Source organism: Microcoleus sp. S13_C3, from assembly GCF_036700905.1.
In the GTDB taxonomy this organism is placed as follows: Bacteria; Cyanobacteriota; Cyanobacteriia; order Cyanobacteriales; family Microcoleaceae; genus Microcoleus.
The window spans coordinates 1-20,496 of the sequence record NZ_JAUBPT010000009.1; the positions used below are offsets into that span (position 1 = coordinate 1).

At 44.5% G+C, this 20,496-nt stretch carries 28 protein-coding genes and 1 tRNA gene; 25 read left to right on the forward strand and 4 right to left on the reverse strand.

All coding sequences use genetic code 11. The features are described from left to right. Positions 1-126: 126 nt before the first annotated feature. From QUA16_RS04180 to QUA16_RS04200, 5 genes are all read left to right on the forward strand, one after another. Positions 127-1,227, forward strand: coding sequence for an amidase (locus QUA16_RS04180; protein WP_333109357.1), 1,101 nt, complete (start codon positions 127-129; stop codon positions 1,225-1,227). A gap of 34 nt (positions 1,228-1,261) precedes the next feature. Next, a complete protein-coding gene (locus QUA16_RS04185; protein WP_333109356.1) occupies positions 1,262-1,909 on the forward strand; it encodes an IS607 family transposase in 648 nt (215 codons plus the stop codon). 8 nt (positions 1,910-1,917) lie between these two features. Then, positions 1,918-2,421, forward strand: a complete 504-nt coding sequence (locus tag QUA16_RS04190; protein ID WP_333109355.1) for a helix-turn-helix domain-containing protein — start codon at positions 1,918-1,920, stop codon at positions 2,419-2,421. Positions 2,422-2,458: 37 nt separating this feature from the next. Further along, positions 2,459-3,013, forward strand: a complete 555-nt coding sequence (locus QUA16_RS04195) for an RNA-guided endonuclease TnpB family protein (RefSeq protein ID WP_333109354.1) — start codon at positions 2,459-2,461, stop codon at positions 3,011-3,013. Between the two features lie 138 nt (positions 3,014-3,151). Beyond that, positions 3,152-3,532, forward strand: a complete 381-nt coding sequence (locus tag QUA16_RS04200; RefSeq protein WP_333109352.1) for an amidase family protein — start codon at positions 3,152-3,154, stop codon at positions 3,530-3,532. Positions 3,533-3,847: 315 nt separating this feature from the next. Here QUA16_RS04200 and QUA16_RS04205 read toward each other — a convergent pair whose 3' ends face one another. Next, a complete protein-coding gene (locus tag QUA16_RS04205; RefSeq protein WP_333109350.1) occupies positions 3,848-4,540 on the reverse strand; it encodes a GDSL-type esterase/lipase family protein in 693 nt (230 codons plus the stop codon). An 80-nt stretch (positions 4,541-4,620) separates the two neighbouring features. On the opposite strand from QUA16_RS04205, the gene QUA16_RS04210 reads away from it, so the two are divergent. The 5 genes from QUA16_RS04210 to QUA16_RS04230 all read left to right on the forward strand — a co-directional run bounded on the left by QUA16_RS04210 (position 4,621) and on the right by QUA16_RS04230 (position 7,763). Then, a complete protein-coding gene (locus tag QUA16_RS04210) occupies positions 4,621-4,851 on the forward strand; it encodes a DNA-directed RNA polymerase subunit omega (protein ID WP_015175138.1) in 231 nt (76 codons plus the stop codon). A 247-nt stretch (positions 4,852-5,098) separates the two neighbouring features. Beyond that, positions 5,099-5,746 carry a hypothetical protein gene (locus QUA16_RS04215; RefSeq protein ID WP_333109348.1) on the forward strand — a complete coding sequence of 216 codons (648 nt, stop codon included), beginning with the start codon at positions 5,099-5,101 and terminating at the stop codon, positions 5,744-5,746. Between the two features lie 274 nt (positions 5,747-6,020). After that, on the forward strand, positions 6,021-6,389 hold the full coding sequence (locus QUA16_RS04220; RefSeq protein ID WP_333102118.1) for a DUF1818 family protein: 369 nt from the start codon (positions 6,021-6,023) through the stop codon (positions 6,387-6,389). Between the two features lie 37 nt (positions 6,390-6,426). Further along, positions 6,427-6,500, forward strand: a tRNA-Pro gene (locus QUA16_RS04225). A 135-nt stretch (positions 6,501-6,635) separates the two neighbouring features. Then, a complete protein-coding gene (locus QUA16_RS04230) occupies positions 6,636-7,763 on the forward strand; it encodes a tyrosine-type recombinase/integrase (RefSeq protein ID WP_333102119.1) in 1,128 nt (375 codons plus the stop codon). A gap of 212 nt (positions 7,764-7,975) precedes the next feature. Here QUA16_RS04230 and QUA16_RS04235 read toward each other — a convergent pair whose 3' ends face one another. The 3 genes from QUA16_RS04235 to QUA16_RS04245 are packed head-to-tail and all read right to left on the reverse strand — an operon-like array spanning position 7,976 to position 11,917. Beyond that, on the reverse strand, positions 7,976-8,152 hold the full coding sequence (locus tag QUA16_RS04235) for an NblA/ycf18 family protein (protein ID WP_333102120.1): 177 nt from the start codon (positions 8,150-8,152) through the stop codon (positions 7,976-7,978). Continuing rightward, positions 8,142-11,630 (reverse strand): VapE domain-containing protein, encoded by a 3,489-nt coding sequence (locus tag QUA16_RS04240; RefSeq protein ID WP_333102121.1) that lies wholly within the window; start codon positions 11,628-11,630, stop codon positions 8,142-8,144. Before QUA16_RS04240 ends, QUA16_RS04235 begins: the two co-directional genes overlap by 11 nt. Next, positions 11,627-11,917 carry a hypothetical protein gene (locus QUA16_RS04245; protein WP_333102122.1) on the reverse strand — a complete coding sequence of 97 codons (291 nt, stop codon included), beginning with the start codon at positions 11,915-11,917 and terminating at the stop codon, positions 11,627-11,629. The genes QUA16_RS04240 and QUA16_RS04245 overlap by 4 nt, the downstream gene beginning before the upstream one ends. Positions 11,918-12,028: 111 nt before the next feature. Here QUA16_RS04245 and QUA16_RS04250 point away from each other — a divergent pair, with 111 nt between their 5' ends. The 15 genes from QUA16_RS04250 to QUA16_RS04320 all read left to right on the forward strand — a co-directional run bounded on the left by QUA16_RS04250 (position 12,029) and on the right by QUA16_RS04320 (position 20,468). Next, positions 12,029-12,154, forward strand: coding sequence for a hypothetical protein (locus tag QUA16_RS04250; protein WP_333102124.1), 126 nt, complete (start codon positions 12,029-12,031; stop codon positions 12,152-12,154). A 67-nt stretch (positions 12,155-12,221) separates the two neighbouring features. Continuing rightward, complete coding sequence (locus tag QUA16_RS04255) at positions 12,222-12,506, forward strand: helix-turn-helix transcriptional regulator (protein ID WP_333102126.1); 285 nt, start codon at positions 12,222-12,224, stop codon at positions 12,504-12,506. A gap of 233 nt (positions 12,507-12,739) precedes the next feature. Continuing rightward, positions 12,740-13,948: a hypothetical protein gene (locus QUA16_RS04260; protein ID WP_333102128.1), complete on the forward strand. Its 1,209-nt coding sequence runs from the start codon at positions 12,740-12,742 to the stop codon at positions 13,946-13,948. A 330-nt stretch (positions 13,949-14,278) separates the two neighbouring features. Further along, entirely contained in the window at positions 14,279-15,847 is a 1,569-nt protein-coding gene (locus tag QUA16_RS04265) for an AAA family ATPase (protein ID WP_333102130.1), read from the forward strand. Between the two features lie 126 nt (positions 15,848-15,973). Next, the gene (locus QUA16_RS04270; RefSeq protein ID WP_333102131.1) at positions 15,974-16,291 is read left to right on the forward strand and encodes a hypothetical protein; all 318 of its coding nucleotides are present in this window, start codon (positions 15,974-15,976) and stop codon (positions 16,289-16,291) included. Next, positions 16,284-16,592, forward strand: coding sequence for a hypothetical protein (locus QUA16_RS04275; protein ID WP_333102132.1), 309 nt, complete (start codon positions 16,284-16,286; stop codon positions 16,590-16,592). Before QUA16_RS04270 ends, QUA16_RS04275 begins: the two co-directional genes overlap by 8 nt. A gap of 50 nt (positions 16,593-16,642) precedes the next feature. Continuing rightward, on the forward strand, positions 16,643-17,077 hold the full coding sequence (locus QUA16_RS04280) for a DUF6876 family protein (RefSeq protein ID WP_333102133.1): 435 nt from the start codon (positions 16,643-16,645) through the stop codon (positions 17,075-17,077). A gap of 88 nt (positions 17,078-17,165) precedes the next feature. After that, the gene (locus tag QUA16_RS04285) at positions 17,166-17,549 is read left to right on the forward strand and encodes a hypothetical protein (protein ID WP_333102134.1); all 384 of its coding nucleotides are present in this window, start codon (positions 17,166-17,168) and stop codon (positions 17,547-17,549) included. Positions 17,550-17,684: 135 nt separating this feature from the next. Then, positions 17,685-18,047 (forward strand): DUF6283 family protein, encoded by a 363-nt coding sequence (locus QUA16_RS04290; RefSeq protein ID WP_333102136.1) that lies wholly within the window; start codon positions 17,685-17,687, stop codon positions 18,045-18,047. Positions 18,048-18,072: 25 nt separating this feature from the next. Beyond that, positions 18,073-18,282 (forward strand): DUF2997 domain-containing protein, encoded by a 210-nt coding sequence (locus tag QUA16_RS04295; RefSeq protein WP_333102137.1) that lies wholly within the window; start codon positions 18,073-18,075, stop codon positions 18,280-18,282. A gap of 138 nt (positions 18,283-18,420) precedes the next feature. Further along, complete coding sequence (locus QUA16_RS04300; protein WP_333102138.1) at positions 18,421-18,837, forward strand: DUF1257 domain-containing protein; 417 nt, start codon at positions 18,421-18,423, stop codon at positions 18,835-18,837. 51 nt (positions 18,838-18,888) lie between these two features. Next, the gene (locus tag QUA16_RS04305; protein ID WP_333102140.1) at positions 18,889-19,104 is read left to right on the forward strand and encodes a hypothetical protein; all 216 of its coding nucleotides are present in this window, start codon (positions 18,889-18,891) and stop codon (positions 19,102-19,104) included. Between the two features lie 101 nt (positions 19,105-19,205). After that, positions 19,206-19,433 (forward strand): hypothetical protein, encoded by a 228-nt coding sequence (locus tag QUA16_RS04310; protein ID WP_333102141.1) that lies wholly within the window; start codon positions 19,206-19,208, stop codon positions 19,431-19,433. Between the two features lie 5 nt (positions 19,434-19,438). Next, a complete protein-coding gene (locus QUA16_RS04315; RefSeq protein ID WP_333102142.1) occupies positions 19,439-19,792 on the forward strand; it encodes a hypothetical protein in 354 nt (117 codons plus the stop codon). 1 nt (position 19,793) lies between these two features. Then, positions 19,794-20,468 carry an MT-A70 family methyltransferase gene (locus QUA16_RS04320; protein WP_333102143.1) on the forward strand — a complete coding sequence of 225 codons (675 nt, stop codon included), beginning with the start codon at positions 19,794-19,796 and terminating at the stop codon, positions 20,466-20,468. Positions 20,469-20,496: the final 28 nt, after the last annotated feature.

The following is a 20,496-nucleotide window of genomic DNA, read 5'->3' on the forward strand; positions in this document are numbered from 1 at the left end:
TCCCGCCCGTCCTTTTTGGACGGGCGGGACGCCCATCCCACTTTCAAGAGTGGAAGTTATTTAATTCTCATTCCTAACTAAAAGTGAATATAATTGACTCGATCGAGAAATACCTGTTTGTTGCCTATGAGTAGCCTGACGTTTGCCTCTGCCCATCAGCTAGCGCGACTGATTCGCGATCGCGAAGTCTCTGCTGTCGAAGTTCTCGACGCTTACCTTACTCAAATCGCCAAGCACAACTCGCAATTAAACGCCATTTGTACCCTGGATGAAGACAATGCTCGTACTAGAGCAAGACTTGCCGATGAAGCCCTAGCCAGAGGAGAAAACTGGGGTGCTTTACATGGGGTTCCCATCACGATTAAAGACATTTTTGAAACAGCCGGACTCCGCACCACAGCAGGCTATATTCCCCTCAAAGATTATGTCCCTCAACAGGATGCAACTGCTGTTGCGAGATTGCGGGCAGCAGGTGCTGTCATCATGGGAAAAACCAACATGGCGGAACTGGCTGCCAATTATCAAAGCACAAATTCTCTGTTTCCACGGGTGAATAATCCTTGGCATCTTGACTACACACCGGGTGGCAGTTCTGGAGGGAGTGCCGCGGCTGTCGCAGCAGGACTTTCACCGTTGGATTTGGGGAACGATTTCGGGGGTTCGGTGCGTCAACCCGCTCATTTCTGTGGCATATATGGTTTAAAGCCGACAGATCGCCGTATTTCTACAGCAGGGCAGATTCCTGAAGTGCCGGGAATGCCACTGTCTATTCGGCAAATGATGACAGTAGGCTGTTTTGCTCGATCGCTAGAAGACATCCGGCTATGTTTTTCGTTAATTGCAGGCGCGGATCTGCGACGCCCTGATGTTCCGCCGATTCCGCTCGATCGACCCTCTGGGAAGCCTTTGCAGCAGCTCAAAATCGCTTGGACTGCTGAATGGGCCGAAGTTCCCGTTGCTTCTGAAATTCGAGCAGCTATGGAGTCGATCGTCCAGACACTCTCTGACGCAGGTGTCCAAACCGAACGCTGGCTTCCCAAAGACTTTGACCTTTCCAAAATATTGAATCTCTACGGACGGATGTCAATGTACCTCACTATCTACGCTCAACCGCAGGATAGATATAACCTGCGTCGTAGTTTAGAGTTAATCTTCCGCACCGCCACCCAAGGCGACAAGGAACTCCGAAAATTGGGAGCAAGACTTAAGTGCCAAATAGTTTGCTAAACTTATTCACAGTTAACCGACAAGAGGAAGTTATATGTGGAAAGTAGCAGAATTTGCCAAATTAGTGGGAGTATCTGGTTCTACGTTGCGGCGCTGGGAAAGCGAGAACAAATTAATCCCTGAGAGGACGCTGGGAAATCAGCGCATTTATTCAGAAACTCACCTCAATATCGCCCGCAATTTGAAGACAGGGAAAACGCCAGCCAGCCGGGTTATCATATATTGTCGAGTTTCGTCTAGCGGACAGAAACAAGACTTACTCCGCCAAGTGCAGGCTATGGAACAGTTTTGCTTGGCGCAAGGTATTGCGATTACGGATTCCATACAGGAAATTGGAGGCGGACTCAACTTCAAACGCCCCAAATTTCTGCAAATCGTACAATGGGCGATGCTGGGCGAAGTCAGGGTGCGGTACGTCGCCCACAAAGATCGGCTGTGCCGATTCGGTTGTGAATTAATCGAACAAATTTTGCAGTGGAATGGCGGGACGGTTATTGTCGCCAACGCGGAAAGCCTGTCACCGTATGAAGAATTAACTCAAGACCTACTTTCAATACTTCACTGCTTTTCTTCCCGGCTTTACGGACTGCGAAAATATAAAGCAAAAGTTAAGAATATTGTAGAAGGTGTAGATCCTTGCACGGATTCCACTATACTTAGTCAAGTAAGTAATTCCGAATAAGTTTAACTATGTTGGCTGTTAAACGAGTGCTCAACCTAAATAACAAAGAAGCGACCTTAATGGCAAAACACGCAGGGTTCCGGCGCGTAGTGTTTAACTTTGGGTTGAGTTTGCGGACTCAAATGTACAGTGAGGGGAAATTTACCGACTCAAAGGTACTCAACGAAGTCAAAAAAGTTCTCACCAACTATGTCAAGAAAAAGCCTGAATTCAATTGGATGAATCAGTTGTCTAGTCGAGTCTATCAAAACGCTTTGATTGACCTGAAAGATGCTTTCAGCCGATACCGTTCTGGAAAGGCAGAGCATCCAAAATTTGCTAGTCGCCGAGACGGTCAATCTTTTACGGTTGATTCGTCTAATGGCAAAGTTTTGTTAAACGCTGGTAACACTATCAAGATTCCTACTTTGGGAACTTTCCGGCTTTTTGAGCCATTAGATTGTAGCTTCGTCTCTCAAACTTTCACTATTTCAAAGGAAGGAAACCGCTGGGAAAGTTTCTTTTTGTGTTGATGCAGAACGCCTCCCGGTTCAACAGCCTGAAAGTTCTGTGGGCATTGACATCGGCATCAAATCTTTTGCCACGTTATCAAACCAGCAGTATTTTGATGCACCGAAGCCGTTGAAAGCCAGTGCGAAAACCAAGCTTGCTACTTTACAACGCAAAGCATCTAAACAGGTTAAAGGCTCTCGAAACCAGCGTAAAACTTACAATAAAATTAGGCAACTCCACGCCCGAATAGCTCGCATCCGTCTAGATTTTCTTCACAAGTTAACTACTTATTTAGCTAAAAGTTTTAAGATAATTAAGATTGAAAATCTGAATGTGAAAGGAATGATGGCGAATCACAAGTTAGCTGGAGCAATATCTGACCTTGGGTTTTACGAATTCAAGCGTCAACTCGACTATAAGTGTCGAATGTATGGAGCTAATTTGGTACTGGTAGACCAGTGGTTTCCTAGTACCAAAACTTGCTCGAATTGTGGCACTAAAAAGGATATGCCACTAAGCTTTCGGACTTTTGATTGTCCTGCTTGTAGCATATCTTTAGATCGGGATTGGAACGCAAGTCTAAATATTTTAAACTGGGAACCCTCGGCTTGAGGGGGATAGCCTACTTATCTTGGGATAGCCGACTACCCAACAGCGTAGGAAGTGAACACGAATTGTATCTAAAAATGAGTTTAGATAAGTTTAGATAAGTTTTACGAAGCAGATTTCAGCAAATTCCTACCTGAGATATTGAATCCAAGTTTGAAAGGATATTTCGAGACACTCACACAGCGCGATGCCTTCACTGCCCATATAGATGAGGCATTAGAACCGTGGGATGTATGGCTTTGTCCCGTTGCGGCAACAGCTGCGTTTACCCATCGTCCCGCTTGGAGTGCCGTTGACGTTAATGGCAGATCCTATCCTCATGTAGTGGCAAACGGGGCTTACACCCTGCCTTCTAATCTTAGTGGACATCCTGCCGTGGTAATTCCAATTGGACAAACTCAAAATGGTTTACCGATTGGGATGCAAATTGTTGGTAAGCGGTGGCGTGAAATGGAGTTGTTGGCGATCGCAAGTGCGATCGACAAAGTGGTTGGTAGCTTGCAACACCCACCTGGTTACTGAACAGTCGATCGGCACAAAAAACCCGCTCGTGACGCAGGATTTTTGGATGGTGCGTCATGCGTAAGCCCTGTCTCTGTAATTAACAGGATTTACGGACAAAGCCGTTTGAGAATAACTGCCAGTTCTATTGATATTAGCTAACACACATGGGAATATTAGATATAGACGACATATATCGCATCAACTCTAGAAGCACAATATGAGCGCAGACGAACATATCCTACTACACAGTTTTTTAGACAAGCTGCATTACAGGCGCAACAGCCTAGCTGATTAATAACTAATAACTACTGACAACTGACAACTGACAATTGACTAATGACTAATAGAGGCGATCGGCTCCCAACTTGTCGCATCTTCAAATAAAGATTGATACCCCGCTGCATTGGGATGCAGCCCGTCTGCAATCAGGCGCGATCGCCACCAATCACTGCCCCGATTTACCCATTTATCAAAAATATCTAAATAGGGAATTCCCCGCAACTCACAAGCTAATTTCGTTGCCTCTTTATACCGATATTGGTCAGCATGACTGTAATACAAACAATCTTGAAAAGGCATTTTACTTTCATCCACCGGCACCATCCCGACAAATATCACCGGACAAAGTTGTTGGGACAGGTTTAACAAATGATCCAAAACAGTTTTAAAATGTTCAAAATCAGTGTAGCTGCGCCCGGTAGGCGACTGCACTCTCGCCGAATCGTTGAGACCTACCGAAAGAATAATCGCATCCGGGACGCGGTTTCTGAGTTCGCCCCGGTGGCGAAACTCGTTTTCGAGCCGCTGGGAGACTTGATAAGCCCGATCGCCCCGAACGCCCAAATTGTATAAAACGTGTCCTGCACTCTCCGGTAACATCCACTGGCGCCGCAATCTTTCCACCCAGCCACCGCCTACACCGTCGCCGAAACCGTAGATTAAGCTGTCGCCAAAAGCAACCAATTTGAGGGGATGAGAATTTCCCCGATGCAAGTGACCAAAAGAATAGGCTGTTGCTACCTGCATAAGCAATGATACTCAGTTAGTAATTTTTGAATCTTGACATACTAGACTAGAATGTAACATTAGATAAAGTAGGTAGTCTCATGGTTAAGCGTCCAACCTTCGATTCAACTCAGCTAACCCGTCGGGCGGAAGAGTTGATTAACGGTGCATCCAACCGCTATCGGATTACGGTGCAGGTGGCGAACCGCGCAAAACGCCGTCGCTATGAAGATTTTGACAATATGGATGACCATCAAATGAAACCTGTAATGCGGGCCATATTTGAGATGTCGGACGAACTGACTCAGCCGGAAATTATCGGAGACATCTAGACTTTGGGAGTTTTGGGTTTTGAGTGGTGAATTGCGAGCAATTTTTTCACACTCCACACTCAAAACTTTCTCAAACTAGACTGGCGGGCCTGGGCGAGAAACCCGGTTTCTTCTTAGCTGTCTCGTTGACAAACTTCTGATTTTCCTAAACCGGGTTTCTTTTCCTAAGTCCTAAAATTAGAAACTAGGACATCTGCTTGGGGTAAGTTTATGAAATTATTCTATTTTTGAAATTCTTGTCAAAACCGTGAATAGATTAAAGCAGGGCTTAAGTTTTCTGTTGGTTACTTTGAGTGTAGCGATTTTCACGCTTTTGAGTTGGGTATTGGAATCCGGGGAACTGAGTATGTCGGCTTTGAAACCTTCGCTGTTGCGGAGTTCTGAGTCTGTATCAGTGCAGCGGTTGGCTCAACAATCTGCGCCGCCACAAGTGAGGGTGCAAGATGCGTGGAAATTGGTGTACGAAAAATTGCCGGATTTGCCGATCGAAAATAACTACATTTCTAAGGAAACTGGAAAAGTCGATCCTACCAATACTTTAGTCGGGCGGTTGATTCGATATCACGTATTTGTCAAAGGACGGCCGCCCAATTACCGCTTTGATTGGAAGTTGAGTTTAGCTGACTATTTGGGGGCGACTCCCGATTATTTGGTGGAAAGCGTTTATCCGGGAAAGGACGTTTTGCGATCGAATCCAATGGAACAGGATCGCGCTGCTATTCAAAGTTTAAATAGAGCACAGCGGGATGCTTTGGTTCAAGCTTTGGTTGATGTTTTTACGGAGACTGCCGGGGGTGGGCGCACACCGACGGCGGGGGAAAAACCACAAGGGCGATCGAATTCGCCGGAGATACCGCAGCCACAGCCGGGAGATGCGAAGTTGCTGGCACCTTAATACTCATGGATACAGAAACCGGGTTTTTTACGGAAATATTGCTGTTGACCCTTTAACACAGCTAAAAAACCCGGTTTCTTCCGTTTCGTATTTATGGGTAAGTTCTACTAAGGATCGCGAATTAAATAACTTACAATTTTAATTGTTATTGTGGGATGGGCGTCTCGCCCGTCCTTTTTGGACGGGCGAGACGCCCATCCCACTTTCAAGAGTGGAAGTTATTTAATTCTCATTCCTAATCTAAAATCCAAAATCTAAAATCTAAAATCCCTCAATGGTGGAACGTGTAATTAAAACGGGTGTTGGGTGGCGTTTGGGATGGAACCCGGATGCGGAGGAGTTTAAGGGTTTGGTGGCTGGCGACGGTTGGGCGATCGAACTCACGGAGGCTGAGTTAAACGATTTTTGCCGATTGTTGGGGCAATTGGCCGGCACCATGAGTCAAATGGCCTCTGAGTTAATGGACGAGGAAAAAATAGCCATTGAAGCCGAAAGCGACTTGCTGTGGGTGCAGGTGGAAGGCTATCCCGAAGCTTACAGCGTGCAGTTGATCCTGAATGCTGGCAGGAGGTGCGAGGGTTTTTGGCCGACGGCTGCGGTTCCGAGTTTGGTGCAGGCCGCAAAAGTTTTAAAAGTTTTTTGACTTTTTTGGGAATTCTATGCTAAGCTGTTAAAGCTGTCGGGGCGTAGCGCAGCTTGGTAGCGCACTACTTTGGGGTAGTAGGGGTCGTGGGTTCAAATCCCGCCGCTCCGATAGATGGAATCCTTATACACTAAGGATTCCATTATTTTTGGTAGATAACTCGTTCCTTACCCATTCTCAATAAGGGGTGACAGAATATGACATACTCAGACAATCACTGCGATAAATCTGCGATAAATCTGGGATATGCCAAAAGGCTCAGTAAATATAGAAGTTTTCAAAGATCGGCTGCGACTTGCCTGGTCCTGGCAAGGTAAACGTTTCTGGCTATATCTCGGTTTGCCAGACTCGATCGTCAACCGTAAAGCGGCAAGCATCAAAGCGCGGACGATCGAACTCGATATGACCAGTGGCAATTTTGACCCGTCTCTGGCAAAATACAAACCCCAGAAACAAGAATCCATCTCTGTTTCTGACCTGTTTCACCAATTTATCGAGTACAAGCGCCGGAAAGTTGAGCCTTCTACTTTCGCTAAATATCTTGGACTTGAGAAACACGTTTCTGCGTTTTTCAAAAACAAAAGCACAATTTCTGTTTCTGAAACTGTTGCAGAAAAATTTAGAGATTGGCTGGCACAGAAACTTGAACCCGGTACCGTAAGGGAACGGATTATCATGCTTAATGCTTGCTGGGAGTGGGGCCAAAAAAAGAAGCTGGTTCTCGAAAATCCTTGGGAGGAAGTCAAGGTGAACGTAGCTCCCAAACAACGCCCAGAACCGTTCACGCTTACAGAAATAAGCGCGATCGTCCAAAAATTCCGCTCAAACGAGAATCTGAAACATTATGCGGACTATGTGGAATTCAAATTCGGCGTCGGCCTTCGCACCGGCGAAGCAGCAGCTCTCCTCTGGCGACATTGTTCCGCTGAATGCGATCGCATCTGGATCGGAGAAAGTTTGAGTAACGGTGATCGGAAAGCAGCCAAGCGGAATAAAGACCGCACGGTGCCGCTAACTCCACGGCTGCAACAGTTATTACTGAGCCGGCGATCGACTGACTTCCAACCTGATGATTTAATTTTCACCAGCATCGAAGGTAGAGCGATCGATTCCAAAAATTTCTGCAACCGCTACTGGAAACCTGCGCTTGCATCCCTTGAAATTGATTATCGAAAACCTTACAATACCCGACATACGCTAATTTCGCATGGCTTGGAATCTGGCATGAATCCTGTTTCGATCGCAGCCCTCACCGGTCACGATGTGAGAACACTTTATGAAAATTATGCCGGACTGGTCAACCCGCCAAAACTACCAGATTTGTTCCCTGTTTTCGACCCGGTTTCTGATGTTGATTTTGAGGTAAATCAGTGAGATACCTCTCCATAAATTTCTGATGATCCGGATGATTGATATCCCCACCACAAGTTATCAATTGTTCAATCAGTTGTTGATTGTAGAGAACTTTTCCGCCAGGATTTCTACCCCAGTGAATCCCTTCTATAAGTTTGTTTTGGTTTCTGTATCGCAGAAGGGTTCGATCGCTACAATTGAGGATTTTACAAGCAGTTTTAGCATCGCAGAAATTATTCATTTGGATTTGGATTGAGTAAATTTTTGATTTCGTTGTCTTTGATCATGTTCTGGCGCATCATTTCCACAAGTAAAAGGCGCGATTGTTCCGCAGAAAGTGATAGGGTTTGGTTGGCATAAACTTTGAGCTTGAACTGTTGTTCAACTGTGAGGCTTGTCTCAGTTTTCATGTGTTTCCTCAGTCAGATTGTGAGTTTTGGTTGATATTAATTGATTGATTCGATCGCGAACTAAATCATCTTCTTTTTCCAGCCACTGATTGATGATTTCTCCGCAGTATTTCGTCCCTGGCGCTTTCCATCCATACATCTGAGTCAGTAGATTTTGCAATTGTTCTGGGTAGTATTCATCCCACCAAATAGTTGCTATCTCTCTCAGCTTTTCGGCATCCTTCTCATCTATTCCTTCACTCTTATTCGGCTCTGCTATTGCCCCGGCGGTAGCTGCTGGTTCCGGTGTTGGGACTGCTGTGGGTGTCTCCACAGTCTCTACTGTCTCCACTGTCTCCGCTGTCGGTTCTGCTGTCGGTTCTACTATTGGCATTGTCGATTCCGATGTCGTTGGAGCTAGTGTCGGAGTTGGTGTCGGGTCTGGGGAAATCAATCCATTAAAAGTGGTTTTTTCATCAGCGGTAAGGGAGTTCCAGACTTTCTGGCGATCGGCTGCGCCTTTGCTGCAAACTTCCTTGAGCATGGTCTGAATATCAAGAGCTGTTTCTCGATCGCCGACTTCGATCGCTAGCCGGATATATTCGACCAGATCCCCTGTTTCGTTGTTCTGTTGAGTCTGCTGATCAACCTCATTTTTTGAAAATGGCTCCAAATTTTGAGGTCGATCGCTAGGTTGATCACCTTGCTGTGCTAAGGATTGATCAACCTGATCAACCTGATCAACCTTGTTACCAAAACTAGGAAAATCTTTCGCTGCCGTGGAATTACTAAAAGCGGAAGCAGCCATCCAGTTTACTGTTCCTTTCGAGGTCGGATTCGAGGTCGGATCAGAAGTTGGATCAGAAGTTGGATTCGAGGTCGGATCTGAATTTAGTATTTTTTCAGAAATAGGATGATCAGGTTGATCAGGTTGATCAAATCCTTGTGTAGCAGGGTGATCAACCTCGTGATCAACCTCCCTTTTTAAGGGGCTTTTCAAAACTTGAGGTTGATCAGCAGCCTCAACAGGGATTGAATCAGCCTCAAATTCGGCGTCAAATTCGGGGTTGGATTCAGCAAGCTCAAGAGGGAGGGAGACAGGTTCGGGTTCGGGTTCAGTTTTGCACCAAACTCGAACTCGTTTGCTGGATATCGATCGAAATTCTCGCTCCCACCCAAATTTTTTGAGGATGGCGGAACAGCGCATCTGATGCGATCGCTCTTGTCGGCTCAGGTCAACTTGGAGATGAGTGAGAAGGTCGCTGAGTCGGATATATTCGCGGTGTTCAATAAAATTTTCGATGACATCTTCCCAGGGATCTGATGACTGAAACTCTTGAGCAATGTGTTCGGCAGTTTCTTCATCTTCATAGTCAAGACAAGGTTCTTCGCCAGATTTGTAAGCCAGCATCGCAGCAGCCCAAATCGCATCTCGTTCTTTCTTAAGCAATTTAGTATCAATCCGGTGCTTGACCGGAATTACCCAAAATCGCCGGTTGCCTGTTTCATCAGCGAGAAATTCTTGCTTGTTGGTGGTTGCGACAATGATGCTGGGTCGGTTGAAGTCTTCAATATCTCGGCAATATGGCGGTCGAATTTTGTCTGTTCCGGTGGATAAAAAAGCTTTGGTTGCACTGACATCGCGCCGTCTGAAAACACTCTCTAGCTCTGCCCATTCTACAAACCAGGCTTGGTGCAATTTCAGCCGTTCATCTTTGTCAGAAACAGTTCCCAGGGAATCGTCAAAATATTTGCCTCCCGCCAGTACCTTAAAAAAAGTTGACTTTCTATAGCCCTGTTTCCCTTGCAGAATCAGAACTGTGTCTATTTTGCATCCTGGTTCAAACGTTCGTTTCACAGCACCAATTAATGTTTTTCGGACAAACATTTCATAAATTGGATCGTTGACACCAAAATATTTTTCCGCGAGACTATCTAAAAACGAAGTATCTGGTGCTGGTGGCAAAGAATTTAGATACTCTTCAATTGGTGAATACTGATTTTCTACTGCTATTTCTGTCAGGATATCTTGAACATCTTCTCGACTAGATTTGACGAGAATTCCGTGTTTGATTGCGAGTTGAATTCGCACTCGATCGAGTGATACTGGTGTACCGTCAATTTCGATTCGCTTGCTGAGTTTATTCAAGCGAAGCCGTTTGCCAAATTTTCTAATGATTTTTCGGTAATCCTGAATCATTCTGTTATCTGAATTTAAAATATTAAATTCAGGTGATGAATCAGAGCTAGCAGCAGAATTAGCATTAGGAGAGACGCCCTGCCAGGGCGTCTGTACCAAATCAGATTCAGCCTCTGCCTCCAATAATGAAACTAAATGATCGGGTTGCAAAGACTTAATGAATCGCCAGTATTCACCTTTAATGCAGCTTTCAATCCCATCACTAACATATTTAGAGATGCTGGCGATCGGATTCGACTTAACTGCGTAATTCCAGATTTGATCCCACTCTTCTTGATCCCAGCCACCGCCGGGAGAACAACGCCGACAAGCATCAAGAAATAGAGTGTAGGCATCCTCATTGGTTACTTGTCCCAGTCGGCTGAACTCAGATTGAACTCCAATTAAATCCCGTGCCAGTGTTGCCATTGAGGTATTTCTGAGAGTCGCTACTCCATTCAAAAATTCCTTGTTGGGCTTTCCCAGACCGCACTGTAGAGAAATTGGCACCGGCACCGGAACAGTGATGTCTTTATACCGTTGAGATATTTCCTCCGGTGTCGCAGTTAGAGTTGCGGTGGCAGTGCGCCCCGTCGTGGCATTGGCACTGTCTAAGACAGTAGCGCTGTGGGTGGCAGTGGCAGTAGCAGTGGTAGAAAATTGCAGTAAAGCTTGGTGCTGTTCCTCAAGTTCTCGTTGTTTCCGAGCGAGTAACTCTTGATAGAGAATGAGAAGTCGATCGCGCAAATCACTGTAGCTGTAGCGAGTGCCGGACTCTTCAACAAAATCGGTTTTAACGGGTTCGCGATCGGGCTTAACGTGCCAAGCACCCGCCAGCCGAAAAACACGACTAAGATTTTTGTTGCTCTCGTCTGCTTGCATAATTTCGATCAGAAGCACTTGCAGTTCCCGCCAATATTCCGGTGCGATCGGCTCCTCAAACAGCCAATACGGTTGCATCGACTTGTCACCGCTAAATATGGTGAAAGTTGGTTCAACAAAACCTACTTCGCTCCATTTTTCAAATTGTTCTGCCAACGGGATATCGTCCCACTCGCAGAAAATACCACAGCACTGCTTAATCTCAGCATCGCTATGTCCGGCTGTACCTGCGCCTGCACCATTAACCACGACATAAACACCGCGCTTGTCTGCTTGATACTGCTCAATCTGTTGCCAGTTAAGCTCAGAACTTTTGCGACCTTTATCCTTTTTCTTGCGTTCATCAGAGCTATGATAGAAAAACCTCAACAAAGCTTCGCCCGGTTGATAGCCCAAGTAATTCAGGTGTTTTTGTGCCAATTCACGATCTATATTCATTGCTTTGTGACTCCTGATTTTGATTTTGCTGCGACTAAAGTTTGCAATTGTTGGCGCAAACGATAGATTTCCTGATTGACCGACGATCGTTTTTCTTCCAAATCATTGATTCTTTCTCTCAGTCGTGTGATTTTTTGACTTTCATTTGCTTGAATTTCGCTAGCTGGGAAAGTACCTTGGGCTGGATCTGACCAATAGCACTCGGCACACAGCCCATTCGTTAATAAGCCGAAGCATCGTTTGCCGTCCTTGTGATAATTCGATCGACACCATCCGTTTTGGGTCATGTTCTGTACTGATTTTTTAGGGCAGTTTTTCAGTTAGCCAATAGCTGAGTTAGCTGTTTCCCAAATCCGTATGGAATTACCGCATTTTGTTTTCTGGAAAACTGTGCCTGTATGAAATGTGGCTTTGGGGTGCGTGGTTTTTCGTTACGGATTTTCAACATGGGTGAATTTGTTGAGATGGCTGCGAGAATAGTGCTAGCGATCGAGGTCGAATTAGCCCCCGGCCTCGATCGCTAGTTGTTCTACGAGAAGAGACAAACTGGCTAGACAAAATAAGTAGCCAATTTGTCCTGTAATTGATATTATGACAGAAAGACCTAAAGATCAATCCTTAGAAACTAGGAAAATTACTGTGTTGCGATACTTACGGGAAAAAGCGGGACTAAGTAGGGAGCAATTAGTAGCACGTTTGGGAAATCGGATTGCAGTGCGGACTTTGCAGCGATGGGAGACGCTGGGGAAAGAGCCAGCCCTTACTCGGGGCGACTGGATCGACCTTTGTGATGCTCTCAATGTTCATTGGGAAGAGCTTCCCAGGGATTTGTCAGATTTAGTAGAGGAGGAAACAAACTACGAAATGCTTGCTTAACCTTAATAAGACAAAATGGCTTGTCATAATGTCTTATGAGGTGATATGATAATCGCACAAGCCAAAATTAACAGCCCCAAAAATCTGAGAACCAGCAGCCTCAGTAATCAACGATCTGCTTAGGAATGTGACGCAAGGCTTGCGCGATTCAACTTTTAGGACATTGCAAAAGCAAAATTGCTTCAGAAAGAAGTACGGAATCTTTTTGTCAAAATTACCGAGTTAAAAAAACCGTGCCAAAACTACCGACAACGTTTCAAACGCTTGACTTGACAGGATTTGAGTTCGATCGCAGTCAACAATACACAGGAATCAGTCGAGAAATGATTGATTTTACGTGTGCTGTGCTCAATAAAAATCGTATAGGCATTGTGGTTCGGAGTGTGGGTGCAGCGCTCAAGGAAATTTACGGAATCGGAGGGAGCACCGATATTATCTGCAAATTGCTGAAAGAATGGCGTACAGATAATCTGTCGCTGATGAAGCAAGGAAAATCAGAGAAGGATTTAGCAACAGCACTGTTGGAAGCAGCGGATGATGGTTTGCTGGAGGACTCCGAAATACCTGAAGATATTCTCAAGGTTTCTCATCAAATGGCGATCGCGTTCTACAGACTGGCTTATCAAAAAGCTGATACCAGCGTGAGTGGCGATCGGATGAAACAGTTAGCTCAGGAAAATGAGTTGATGCGCCAACAACTCAAAGATTTTCCTCAAAATGTAATGGAGTTGACGTTTTATAAATCGGAGTACGAACGCCAGCGGAATGAGCTCAGGGAAGCGTACATGAATCTGAATAAGCAAAAGTTGACCGATTCTGAAGAATTTCGTCAGCAGTTAGATTTGCTTCAAGCCGAAAACAATGAATTGAAAGCCAAATTGACACTTGCTGAAAAACGGTTGCTCGAAGTTGCAGAATTTGAAAATGCTTCTCGCGATCGACTCAGTGAGATATCTAAGCTTAATGGACAAATCGAAGCACGAGAACGAGAAGTGTCGAGTCTTCATTCTCAAATCCAAGCTCTACAAACACAAGTTGGCGAGAAACAAGTCCTAGAAGCTCAACTAGAACAAGTGAGAACTCAGCTAAGAGAAGCTTCAACAACAATCACTAACCTGCAAAGTCAACAAAAAGTTAGTGGGGCTTTAGAAGTCGATCGAGAATTTGATGATAGTGATGATGGTATCGTTACAGACGCACAGCTTATGGTCGAAAACGAGACTTTGCATGGTGACTTGTCTGATGCTCTCAAAGAAATTGAAGAATTGAAAAGCATGATAGCTCATTTATCACCTGTTATCACTCCTGACAACACTTCTAATAACGTTTCTGAAAACACTTCTGATAATGTTTCTGATAACGTTTCTGATAATGTTTCTGATAACGTTCCTGAAAAAACTCCCAGTAAAAGCAAGAAACCAAAACTTGCTCTTGTTCACTAGAAACAGAAACAAAAACTCAGTAACAGCTCTCAAAAACTGTTACTGAGAAAAAAGAGAGAAAGTTTGGGTTTCGGGGTTTTAGTATTGAGTGAGGACTCAAACTCAAAACTCATAATCACTCTCGTATCAACCAGTAATCGTCCACCATTAATAGGGTAATTGGCAATCGCTACTTGGTAATCGGTAGTAAGTAGATAGGCGGGATTAAACCGAATAATGTAACCGTATGTAAATAGGCTTAAGTTAGCCAGGAGAAAGCATTTGGACACTTTACATCGTTTACATAGTTGCGTTTTAAAGCGCCGACTTACTTAATCAGGGGATAGAAATATGATAGACCTAAAAAAAGAAATTCAGCTAATGTTGATGGCACGATTTCCTTTGTTGTGGGTAGTAAGCCCAGAAGAGGAAACCGCCGAAGAAATTTTGTGTGATATAGCAAAAGCTAAGGAAGGGCAAATCTACTTTTGGGATTTTGCCAGAGGTTGGACAGATTCGGGTACATCCAAGGGAAATCCGATGCAAGCCTTGGAGCGGATCAGCAAAGCGCCGGCAATGGAACAAGTCACTTTGTTCGTCATGAAAGACATTGCGACTTTGATTGCACCGGGTGCGAATGGGCAGATAGCAAGTAACCAACTAGCGATCGTCCGGGAGCTGAAAAATTTGGCAGTGAGCATCGCTCGTGACCGTCGCTGCCTCGTCATTCTCTCAGATCAACTGCGCCTGCCTCAAGAACTGCGCGAAGAAATTACGGTGGTAGATGTCTCCTTACCAGGCATCGAGGAGATATCGAAGTTGATCGATCGACTGGTTGGCAAGAATATCAAACTCAACCCAGAACAACGGCAACAGCTAACAAAGGCTTGCCAGGGGCTGACTCGGTGCCGGATCTCCCGCGTCCTTGCCAAGTGCTTAGTTCTGGGAAAAGTTGATATTCGATCCCTCGCTGCGGTCATCGAGGAGAAGCGCCAAACCATCCGGGAGACGGGCATCCTCGAATTCATCCCGGTTCAATCTAGTTTGGAGTCGATCGGCGGACTCGAAAATCTCAAGCAATGGGTAACAGTTCGATCGCGCTCTTTTAGCGATGAAGCCCGTGAGTATGGACTCCCCAATCCCAAGGGGGTACTGCTGGCCGGCATTCAGGGAACGGGTAAATCCCTGCTAGCCAAGACGATCGCTGCTGAATGGAAACTCCCGCTGCTGCGCCTCGATGTCGGTCGGGTCTTTGGCAGTATGGTCGGCGAGAGCGAGAACCGCATCCGACAGGTCATTAAGTTGGCAGAGGCGATCGCACCCTGCATTCTGTTCTTAGACGAAGTAGATAAGGCCTTCGCGAACATTACGTCTGGCATGGATGGCGACTCTGGCACAAGCCAGCGGGTATTCGGTGCGCTCCTGACATGGATGCAAGAAAAGACCGCGCCAGTGTTTGTGGTGATGACTGCGAACCGCGCTGAAGTCTTACCAGCCGAGCTGATTCGCAAGGGTCGCATTGATGAAATTTTCTGGGTTGACCTACCGAACCTCACAGAGCGGGAGGCAATTTTTCGAGTTCACCTCACCCGCGTCCGGCCTTCGCGAGTGAAGTCGGGAGACTTTGATTGCGGAATGTTGGCAAGTCAGTCACCGTCTCTCTCCGGTGCAGAGATTGAGCAAGTCATTTTTGATGCAATGCAAACGGCCTTCAGTGCCGGACGCGAATTCACAGAGCGAGATTTGACCATAGCAATTACCGGGTGTGTTCCTCTGGCACGGATTGCTCAAGGTCAGATTGACGAACTGAAAACTTGGGCAATTCGATCGGGCGCTAAATCTGCCAGCATTGCCGATCGGAATGAAACACCTGCAACTTCCTACTCTCATCTCTCACCTCTTGAGGTTGACGAGAATTAATCATCAAAAAGCGAAGCGTCGCCCTGAGCGAAGCCGAAGGGTGTAGCCGAAAGGTTAAATGCTTCCCTTCGGCTTCGCTCAGTGCAAGGCTTTTTGGTTCTGATTTGTTATCAACAAACCAAAAATATGCACAAACCAGAATTTCAGCATTATGTTCATCCTCTGTCAACGCTCGAAATCATTGATACTGATCAAGGCAAAAAAGAAGTCATAAATAATTGGGCATTTGCTTCAGTTATTTGGTCAACCGCCCTAGCTGGCAACGCAAATGCTTTGATTATGGTTAATGAGGTATTTCCTGATAAAAGCAGAATTCCCTTACTGATTCTACGTTCTAAGCAGGGAGATGAAGCAGCCATGAGAGATGCGATCGCCATTCTTGCTTTTGCTATTGAGCAGAAAATAGAAGAACCATTTGAAGAAAAAGGAAACTCAAATGTCTGACCTAATTAATGAGATAAATGAACCAACAGAATTTCCAGCATTCGCCAATTACAAGGGTAAATGTGTCTGTATTTGTCGAGCTGATGCCAAATTAGTTGCAGCTACCATTGCTGATGCAGAAAGAATCATGGGCATTAGAGCAACTTTGAAAGGTACTTGGTTTACTCCACCAGAAGAAGGTACAGAACTCTGGAATTATGCAACAGCACTGCTTAATGACCCTCCGCCATTTATGTATGTGGAAGGTCAGATAGTAAGTCTTAGTAAGTTGGAAATACTTCAAGAAATCGTAAGAAAATAGTGATGTAATGCTTCGCTGTAAAGAAATGATTTTCAATTTGGAATCAGATTATGGCAAAGGCAATGATGGATGCTGAAACACTGTCGCAGAATTTGAAACACTTTGGTGGAACTGAGCAATATTACAAGCATTGGCTTGGGCTTTCTTACACTGATGGAGTTAAATATTTGGCTGATAATGCTCAATGTTATTGGTTGATTGATGCGATCGCCTCCCATCAGCCCCGTGCGAGGAGAATTCACAGCTTAACCGAGTTTCAGCTTTGGTTCCTTCATGTCGGAAATGCACATGAATTCATTAAGCCTCGTAGCTTGCGGGGCGGTACGCCATCGCCTAATGATGCTGTTTTGACTTGTTGGGAAGATTCACCAACTGCCGAAACTAAACCTGCGATTATTCAGCAGATACCAATGACAGATTTTCCTTTGACTGATATCAAGCTTTTTCTACAAGATAAAGTCCTTCTGTTGCCAAGTGAAAATTAAGTCCTAAAAAGCTGTCTTGTTCTCCACCTTTGGGGAACAAGATAAAGTTTCGCACTACATCATTCAACAATTATTATGAGCAAATCGAATGACTACCAACAGACAAATTCCCGAATTTACACTCGAAGAAAGGCAAAAACAACTGCAACAATTACAGGCAGAAGTTGATACAATTTTTGCTGAAGCAATTACTAACCATGTCAAAATTGCTGACTTTTCAGTGGAGATTTGGGTGAATGCAATGTTAGAAAAAAAAGCTTATGTGGCAATTGCCTGTCGCATGATTCACCACAGCACAACTTTTCTGGGAGATGAATTGCTGCAATTTATGCGATATCTAGCTAACAAAACTTTGGAAAAAGATGCTTCGATCGTACAATGGGCAGTCGATTTAATCAATCAAGGTTTAATTATCAATAACACCCTGAAAGAGAAAAACCAAAATGGCAAATTTGATGTGCAAAGTCTGTAGCGGTCAGCTAATGTTTCTTGGTCAGTTAGGCTACTTGAGACATTATATTTGCCGAAATTGTGGGATTCATATTAACAAAAGTCCCAAAATTGTCAGAGACAAATTCGATAACATAATCTCAGTCAAATACTAATCTTGCTACTCACACAAACCAAACAATGCGCTAATTGTCCGTGGAAAGTAGACCGAGATTTGAGCAAAATTCCTGGCTATAGCCGGGAAAATCATGAAGCTTTGAAGGAGACGATCGCTAATCCAAATCAAGATGTGTTTGAACAGTTGACAAGTCCTAAAATCGCAATGGGCTGTCACTATTCCACTGATGAGAAATTGCTGAAATGTGTCGGCTGGATTTATCACCAACTTCGGAATAATAATCTGGCTCTGCGATTGGTATTGATGCGATGCGCTACGCGCCCGCAAGCTACGAACCAGATATCACAGCTTGAAATTGATGGCGCACAACGGGCAACTTTTGCAGAAACTTTAACAGATTAACCCAAGTTACCTAACTTATTCAATCATGCAATATTACCAAATCGAATTCATCATCAACAAAAATGGCACTGTTACTGAAAAAGTCCTTGGTTCCGGGCCGAATTGTACTGCCATTACTAAGCAACTGGAAAATGCAATGGGAGAAATTCGATCGCAAGAACTTCTTCCAGAAGCATTAACTGAAAGATTAACTGAGGAAATCATTGAGGACTCAACTTTATGGACAAATAGCTGATGAATTGTAAAATCCCTGGTTGTCTTAATCCCTTAGTAAACGGCAGAACTTACGAAGGCGGTAAATGTACTTCAAAAATTCTTGCTGCTGCCCGGTATTTCTCTCGTCCACTTTCAGAACTTTTAGGAGACTTAGAAAATGTCACATCTCAGTGTAATCCGCACCCAGATAAAGAATCCGATCGTCCTACAGGAAATTCTTGAGGAGATGATTCGATCGGGTCTTAATGGAATTCTTGCTGGAGCTTACCTTGAAACTAACACCCATATCCATGATCCTTTCGGCAACAGTAAGCTAGCAGAGTTTGTTATTCGGCGCAAACAAAGCTATCAGGGTGGTTACGATTTTGGCTTTAAATTGATAGAAGGATCAGACGAATTTGAGTTCTTAACTCGTGATGGTTCCATCCATGCTGCCAAGAAATTTATGGAACAACTATTACCCTGGTACGCACGGGAAAATACTCTAGCAGTATTGAGAAGTCAAGGCTTCAATATTGAGTCTCAAACTGAAGAAAATGGTGAAGTTGTCATAGTCGCTAGTAAATGGTGTTAAACCCATACTGCTTCGCATAAGGAATTCAGAACTTTAACAGGAACAGAAACCATGATTTGGAATTTTACAACCAACGAAGAAGGAAGTAATGTAGTCGTTGACATAGACGATTTTATTGACATCATAAAATGTCTCGATCGTGCAGCCGATGCCTTGTTGATTACTACACGAACAACTCAAAGTAAATACGAGACAGAACCTGGTAGCTTAGCACTGAGATTAGTCAAACAGTTGGGTTACGATTCAATTGATTTATCCGACGATTGATTTGTGAAATAAAATCTCACTTAACTCAAGTCAATGCTTCGCTTTTAAGGTTTTAGGGAAACAGTTAACCTTGATTGTTTCCCTGTCAAATTATTAACAAAATGAAACACATTGTCGTCTTAGAAGTCATTGACGGAAAGAAAGTAACAACAGAAGTCTTGGAGGAACCGCCAATGCTCTTGACTTGGTGGCAAATGTTCTTCTTATTTAATCGTAAAACAGCTCAAGATTCGATTACGGAAGGTCGAATCATTACCTATATCTATATCGAGATATACGGCTGCGCTTTACGGAGCATCAAAGTTTCAGAAGTAAAAAGTTTGGCGTGAAAATCATGGGGCATCACACACAAGAAGTAGTAGACGAAGCTGCAAGAATTCAAATAGAGGTTGATAAAATCTTTGAGACGGCTCGATCGAATAACTGGAGCTTGGAACAATTTGCGATTAAAGTTCTAGCCGGAGCGACAGATTATCAACTTGGATATTTCTCAATTGCTGCTCAACTCGTTCAAAATGTGACTCATTTAGATGGACAAAGTTCGATCGATATCCTCAACCATTTGCTTTATAAAGTTCGTCAATTAGATACTTTGAAAATTAAGCAAGCACAAAACATATTCTTCCAGGGCTTAGTCATCAATAAACAGAAAACCGAACAACAATTAGCAGAAAAAAGGAGAAATTAGGATGAAGACTACTTACAAAGCCGATGATGCGGTAGGACAACTGAAACTATCGATCGCACTTCATCTCTTACCCAACCTTCCACCAATTCCGCATCAAGAATACAGACTGATTGTTGCTGACCCGCCGTGGCAGTTCACACTCAGGGAAACAGACAAGACTCACCGGGGCCGTTGCAGCTACCCATCCATGACCGATGACGAAATTCTGAATATGCCGATAAGTGCGATCGCCAGCGATGACTCTTATCTGCTGCTATGGGTAACAAACAACCATCAAGCGCTGGGGTTCCGGTGTCTCGATCGCTGGGGATTTACTCATCGATCAACTTTCACCTGGGAGAAAGTCACCAAGGACGGCAGACCTCATGCTGGATTAGGTCACTACGGCAGGAATTGCACCGAGCATTTTCTGGTCGCCACTAAAGGTGCACCGGGGAGTTTTACCACTCATGGTTTGACCACCATTAACAACCTCATCAAAGCTCGCCGTAGAGAGCATTCACAAAAGCCGAAACAGTTTTGGGGAATCGCCGATCGACTCGCTGAAAAACTGGAGAATTGCGAGAGGTTGGGCAAGTTATCGCATCCGTCGAGGATTGAACTATTCGCTCGGGAACAACGGCCTAATTGGGATGCCTGGGGTGCTGAGGCTAACTTGCCTAATGCTTTAGTTTGATAACTCAACCCTAGTTTTTTATGGAAAT

Coding starts and splice junctions, on each gene's coding strand:
- QUA16_RS04210 (WP_015175138.1), top strand. CDS start 4,621: ATGGTTAAGCGTCCAACCTTCGATTCAACTCAGCTAACCCGTCGGGCG.
- QUA16_RS04315 (WP_333102142.1), top strand. CDS start 19,439: ATGGGGCATCACACACAAGAAGTAGTAGACGAAGCTGCAAGAATTCAA.
- QUA16_RS04255 (WP_333102126.1), top strand. CDS start 12,222: ATGACAGAAAGACCTAAAGATCAATCCTTAGAAACTAGGAAAATTACT.
- QUA16_RS04235 (WP_333102120.1), bottom strand. CDS start 8,152: ATGAAAACTGAGACAAGCCTCACAGTTGAACAACAGTTCAAGCTCAAA.
- QUA16_RS04275 (WP_333102132.1), top strand. CDS start 16,284: ATGTCTGACCTAATTAATGAGATAAATGAACCAACAGAATTTCCAGCA.
- QUA16_RS04265 (WP_333102130.1), top strand. CDS start 14,279: ATGATAGACCTAAAAAAAGAAATTCAGCTAATGTTGATGGCACGATTT.
- QUA16_RS04245 (WP_333102122.1), bottom strand. CDS start 11,917: ATGACCCAAAACGGATGGTGTCGATCGAATTATCACAAGGACGGCAAA.
- QUA16_RS04270 (WP_333102131.1), top strand. CDS start 15,974: ATGCACAAACCAGAATTTCAGCATTATGTTCATCCTCTGTCAACGCTC.
- QUA16_RS04240 (WP_333102121.1), bottom strand. CDS start 11,630: ATGAATATAGATCGTGAATTGGCACAAAAACACCTGAATTACTTGGGC.
- QUA16_RS04300 (WP_333102138.1), top strand. CDS start 18,421: ATGTCACATCTCAGTGTAATCCGCACCCAGATAAAGAATCCGATCGTC.
- QUA16_RS04285 (WP_333102134.1), top strand. CDS start 17,166: ATGACTACCAACAGACAAATTCCCGAATTTACACTCGAAGAAAGGCAA.
- QUA16_RS04220 (WP_333102118.1), top strand. CDS start 6,021: ATGGTGGAACGTGTAATTAAAACGGGTGTTGGGTGGCGTTTGGGATGG.
- QUA16_RS04280 (WP_333102133.1), top strand. CDS start 16,643: ATGGCAAAGGCAATGATGGATGCTGAAACACTGTCGCAGAATTTGAAA.
- QUA16_RS04180 (WP_333109357.1), top strand. CDS start 127: ATGAGTAGCCTGACGTTTGCCTCTGCCCATCAGCTAGCGCGACTGATT.
- QUA16_RS04230 (WP_333102119.1), top strand. CDS start 6,636: ATGCCAAAAGGCTCAGTAAATATAGAAGTTTTCAAAGATCGGCTGCGA.
- QUA16_RS04305 (WP_333102140.1), top strand. CDS start 18,889: ATGATTTGGAATTTTACAACCAACGAAGAAGGAAGTAATGTAGTCGTT.
- QUA16_RS04185 (WP_333109356.1), top strand. CDS start 1,262: ATGTGGAAAGTAGCAGAATTTGCCAAATTAGTGGGAGTATCTGGTTCT.
- QUA16_RS04190 (WP_333109355.1), top strand. CDS start 1,918: ATGTTGGCTGTTAAACGAGTGCTCAACCTAAATAACAAAGAAGCGACC.
- QUA16_RS04250 (WP_333102124.1), top strand. CDS start 12,029: ATGAAATGTGGCTTTGGGGTGCGTGGTTTTTCGTTACGGATTTTCAAC.
- QUA16_RS04295 (WP_333102137.1), top strand. CDS start 18,073: ATGCAATATTACCAAATCGAATTCATCATCAACAAAAATGGCACTGTT.
- QUA16_RS04205 (WP_333109350.1), bottom strand. CDS start 4,540: ATGCAGGTAGCAACAGCCTATTCTTTTGGTCACTTGCATCGGGGAAAT.
- QUA16_RS04310 (WP_333102141.1), top strand. CDS start 19,206: ATGAAACACATTGTCGTCTTAGAAGTCATTGACGGAAAGAAAGTAACA.
- QUA16_RS04320 (WP_333102143.1), top strand. CDS start 19,794: ATGAAGACTACTTACAAAGCCGATGATGCGGTAGGACAACTGAAACTA.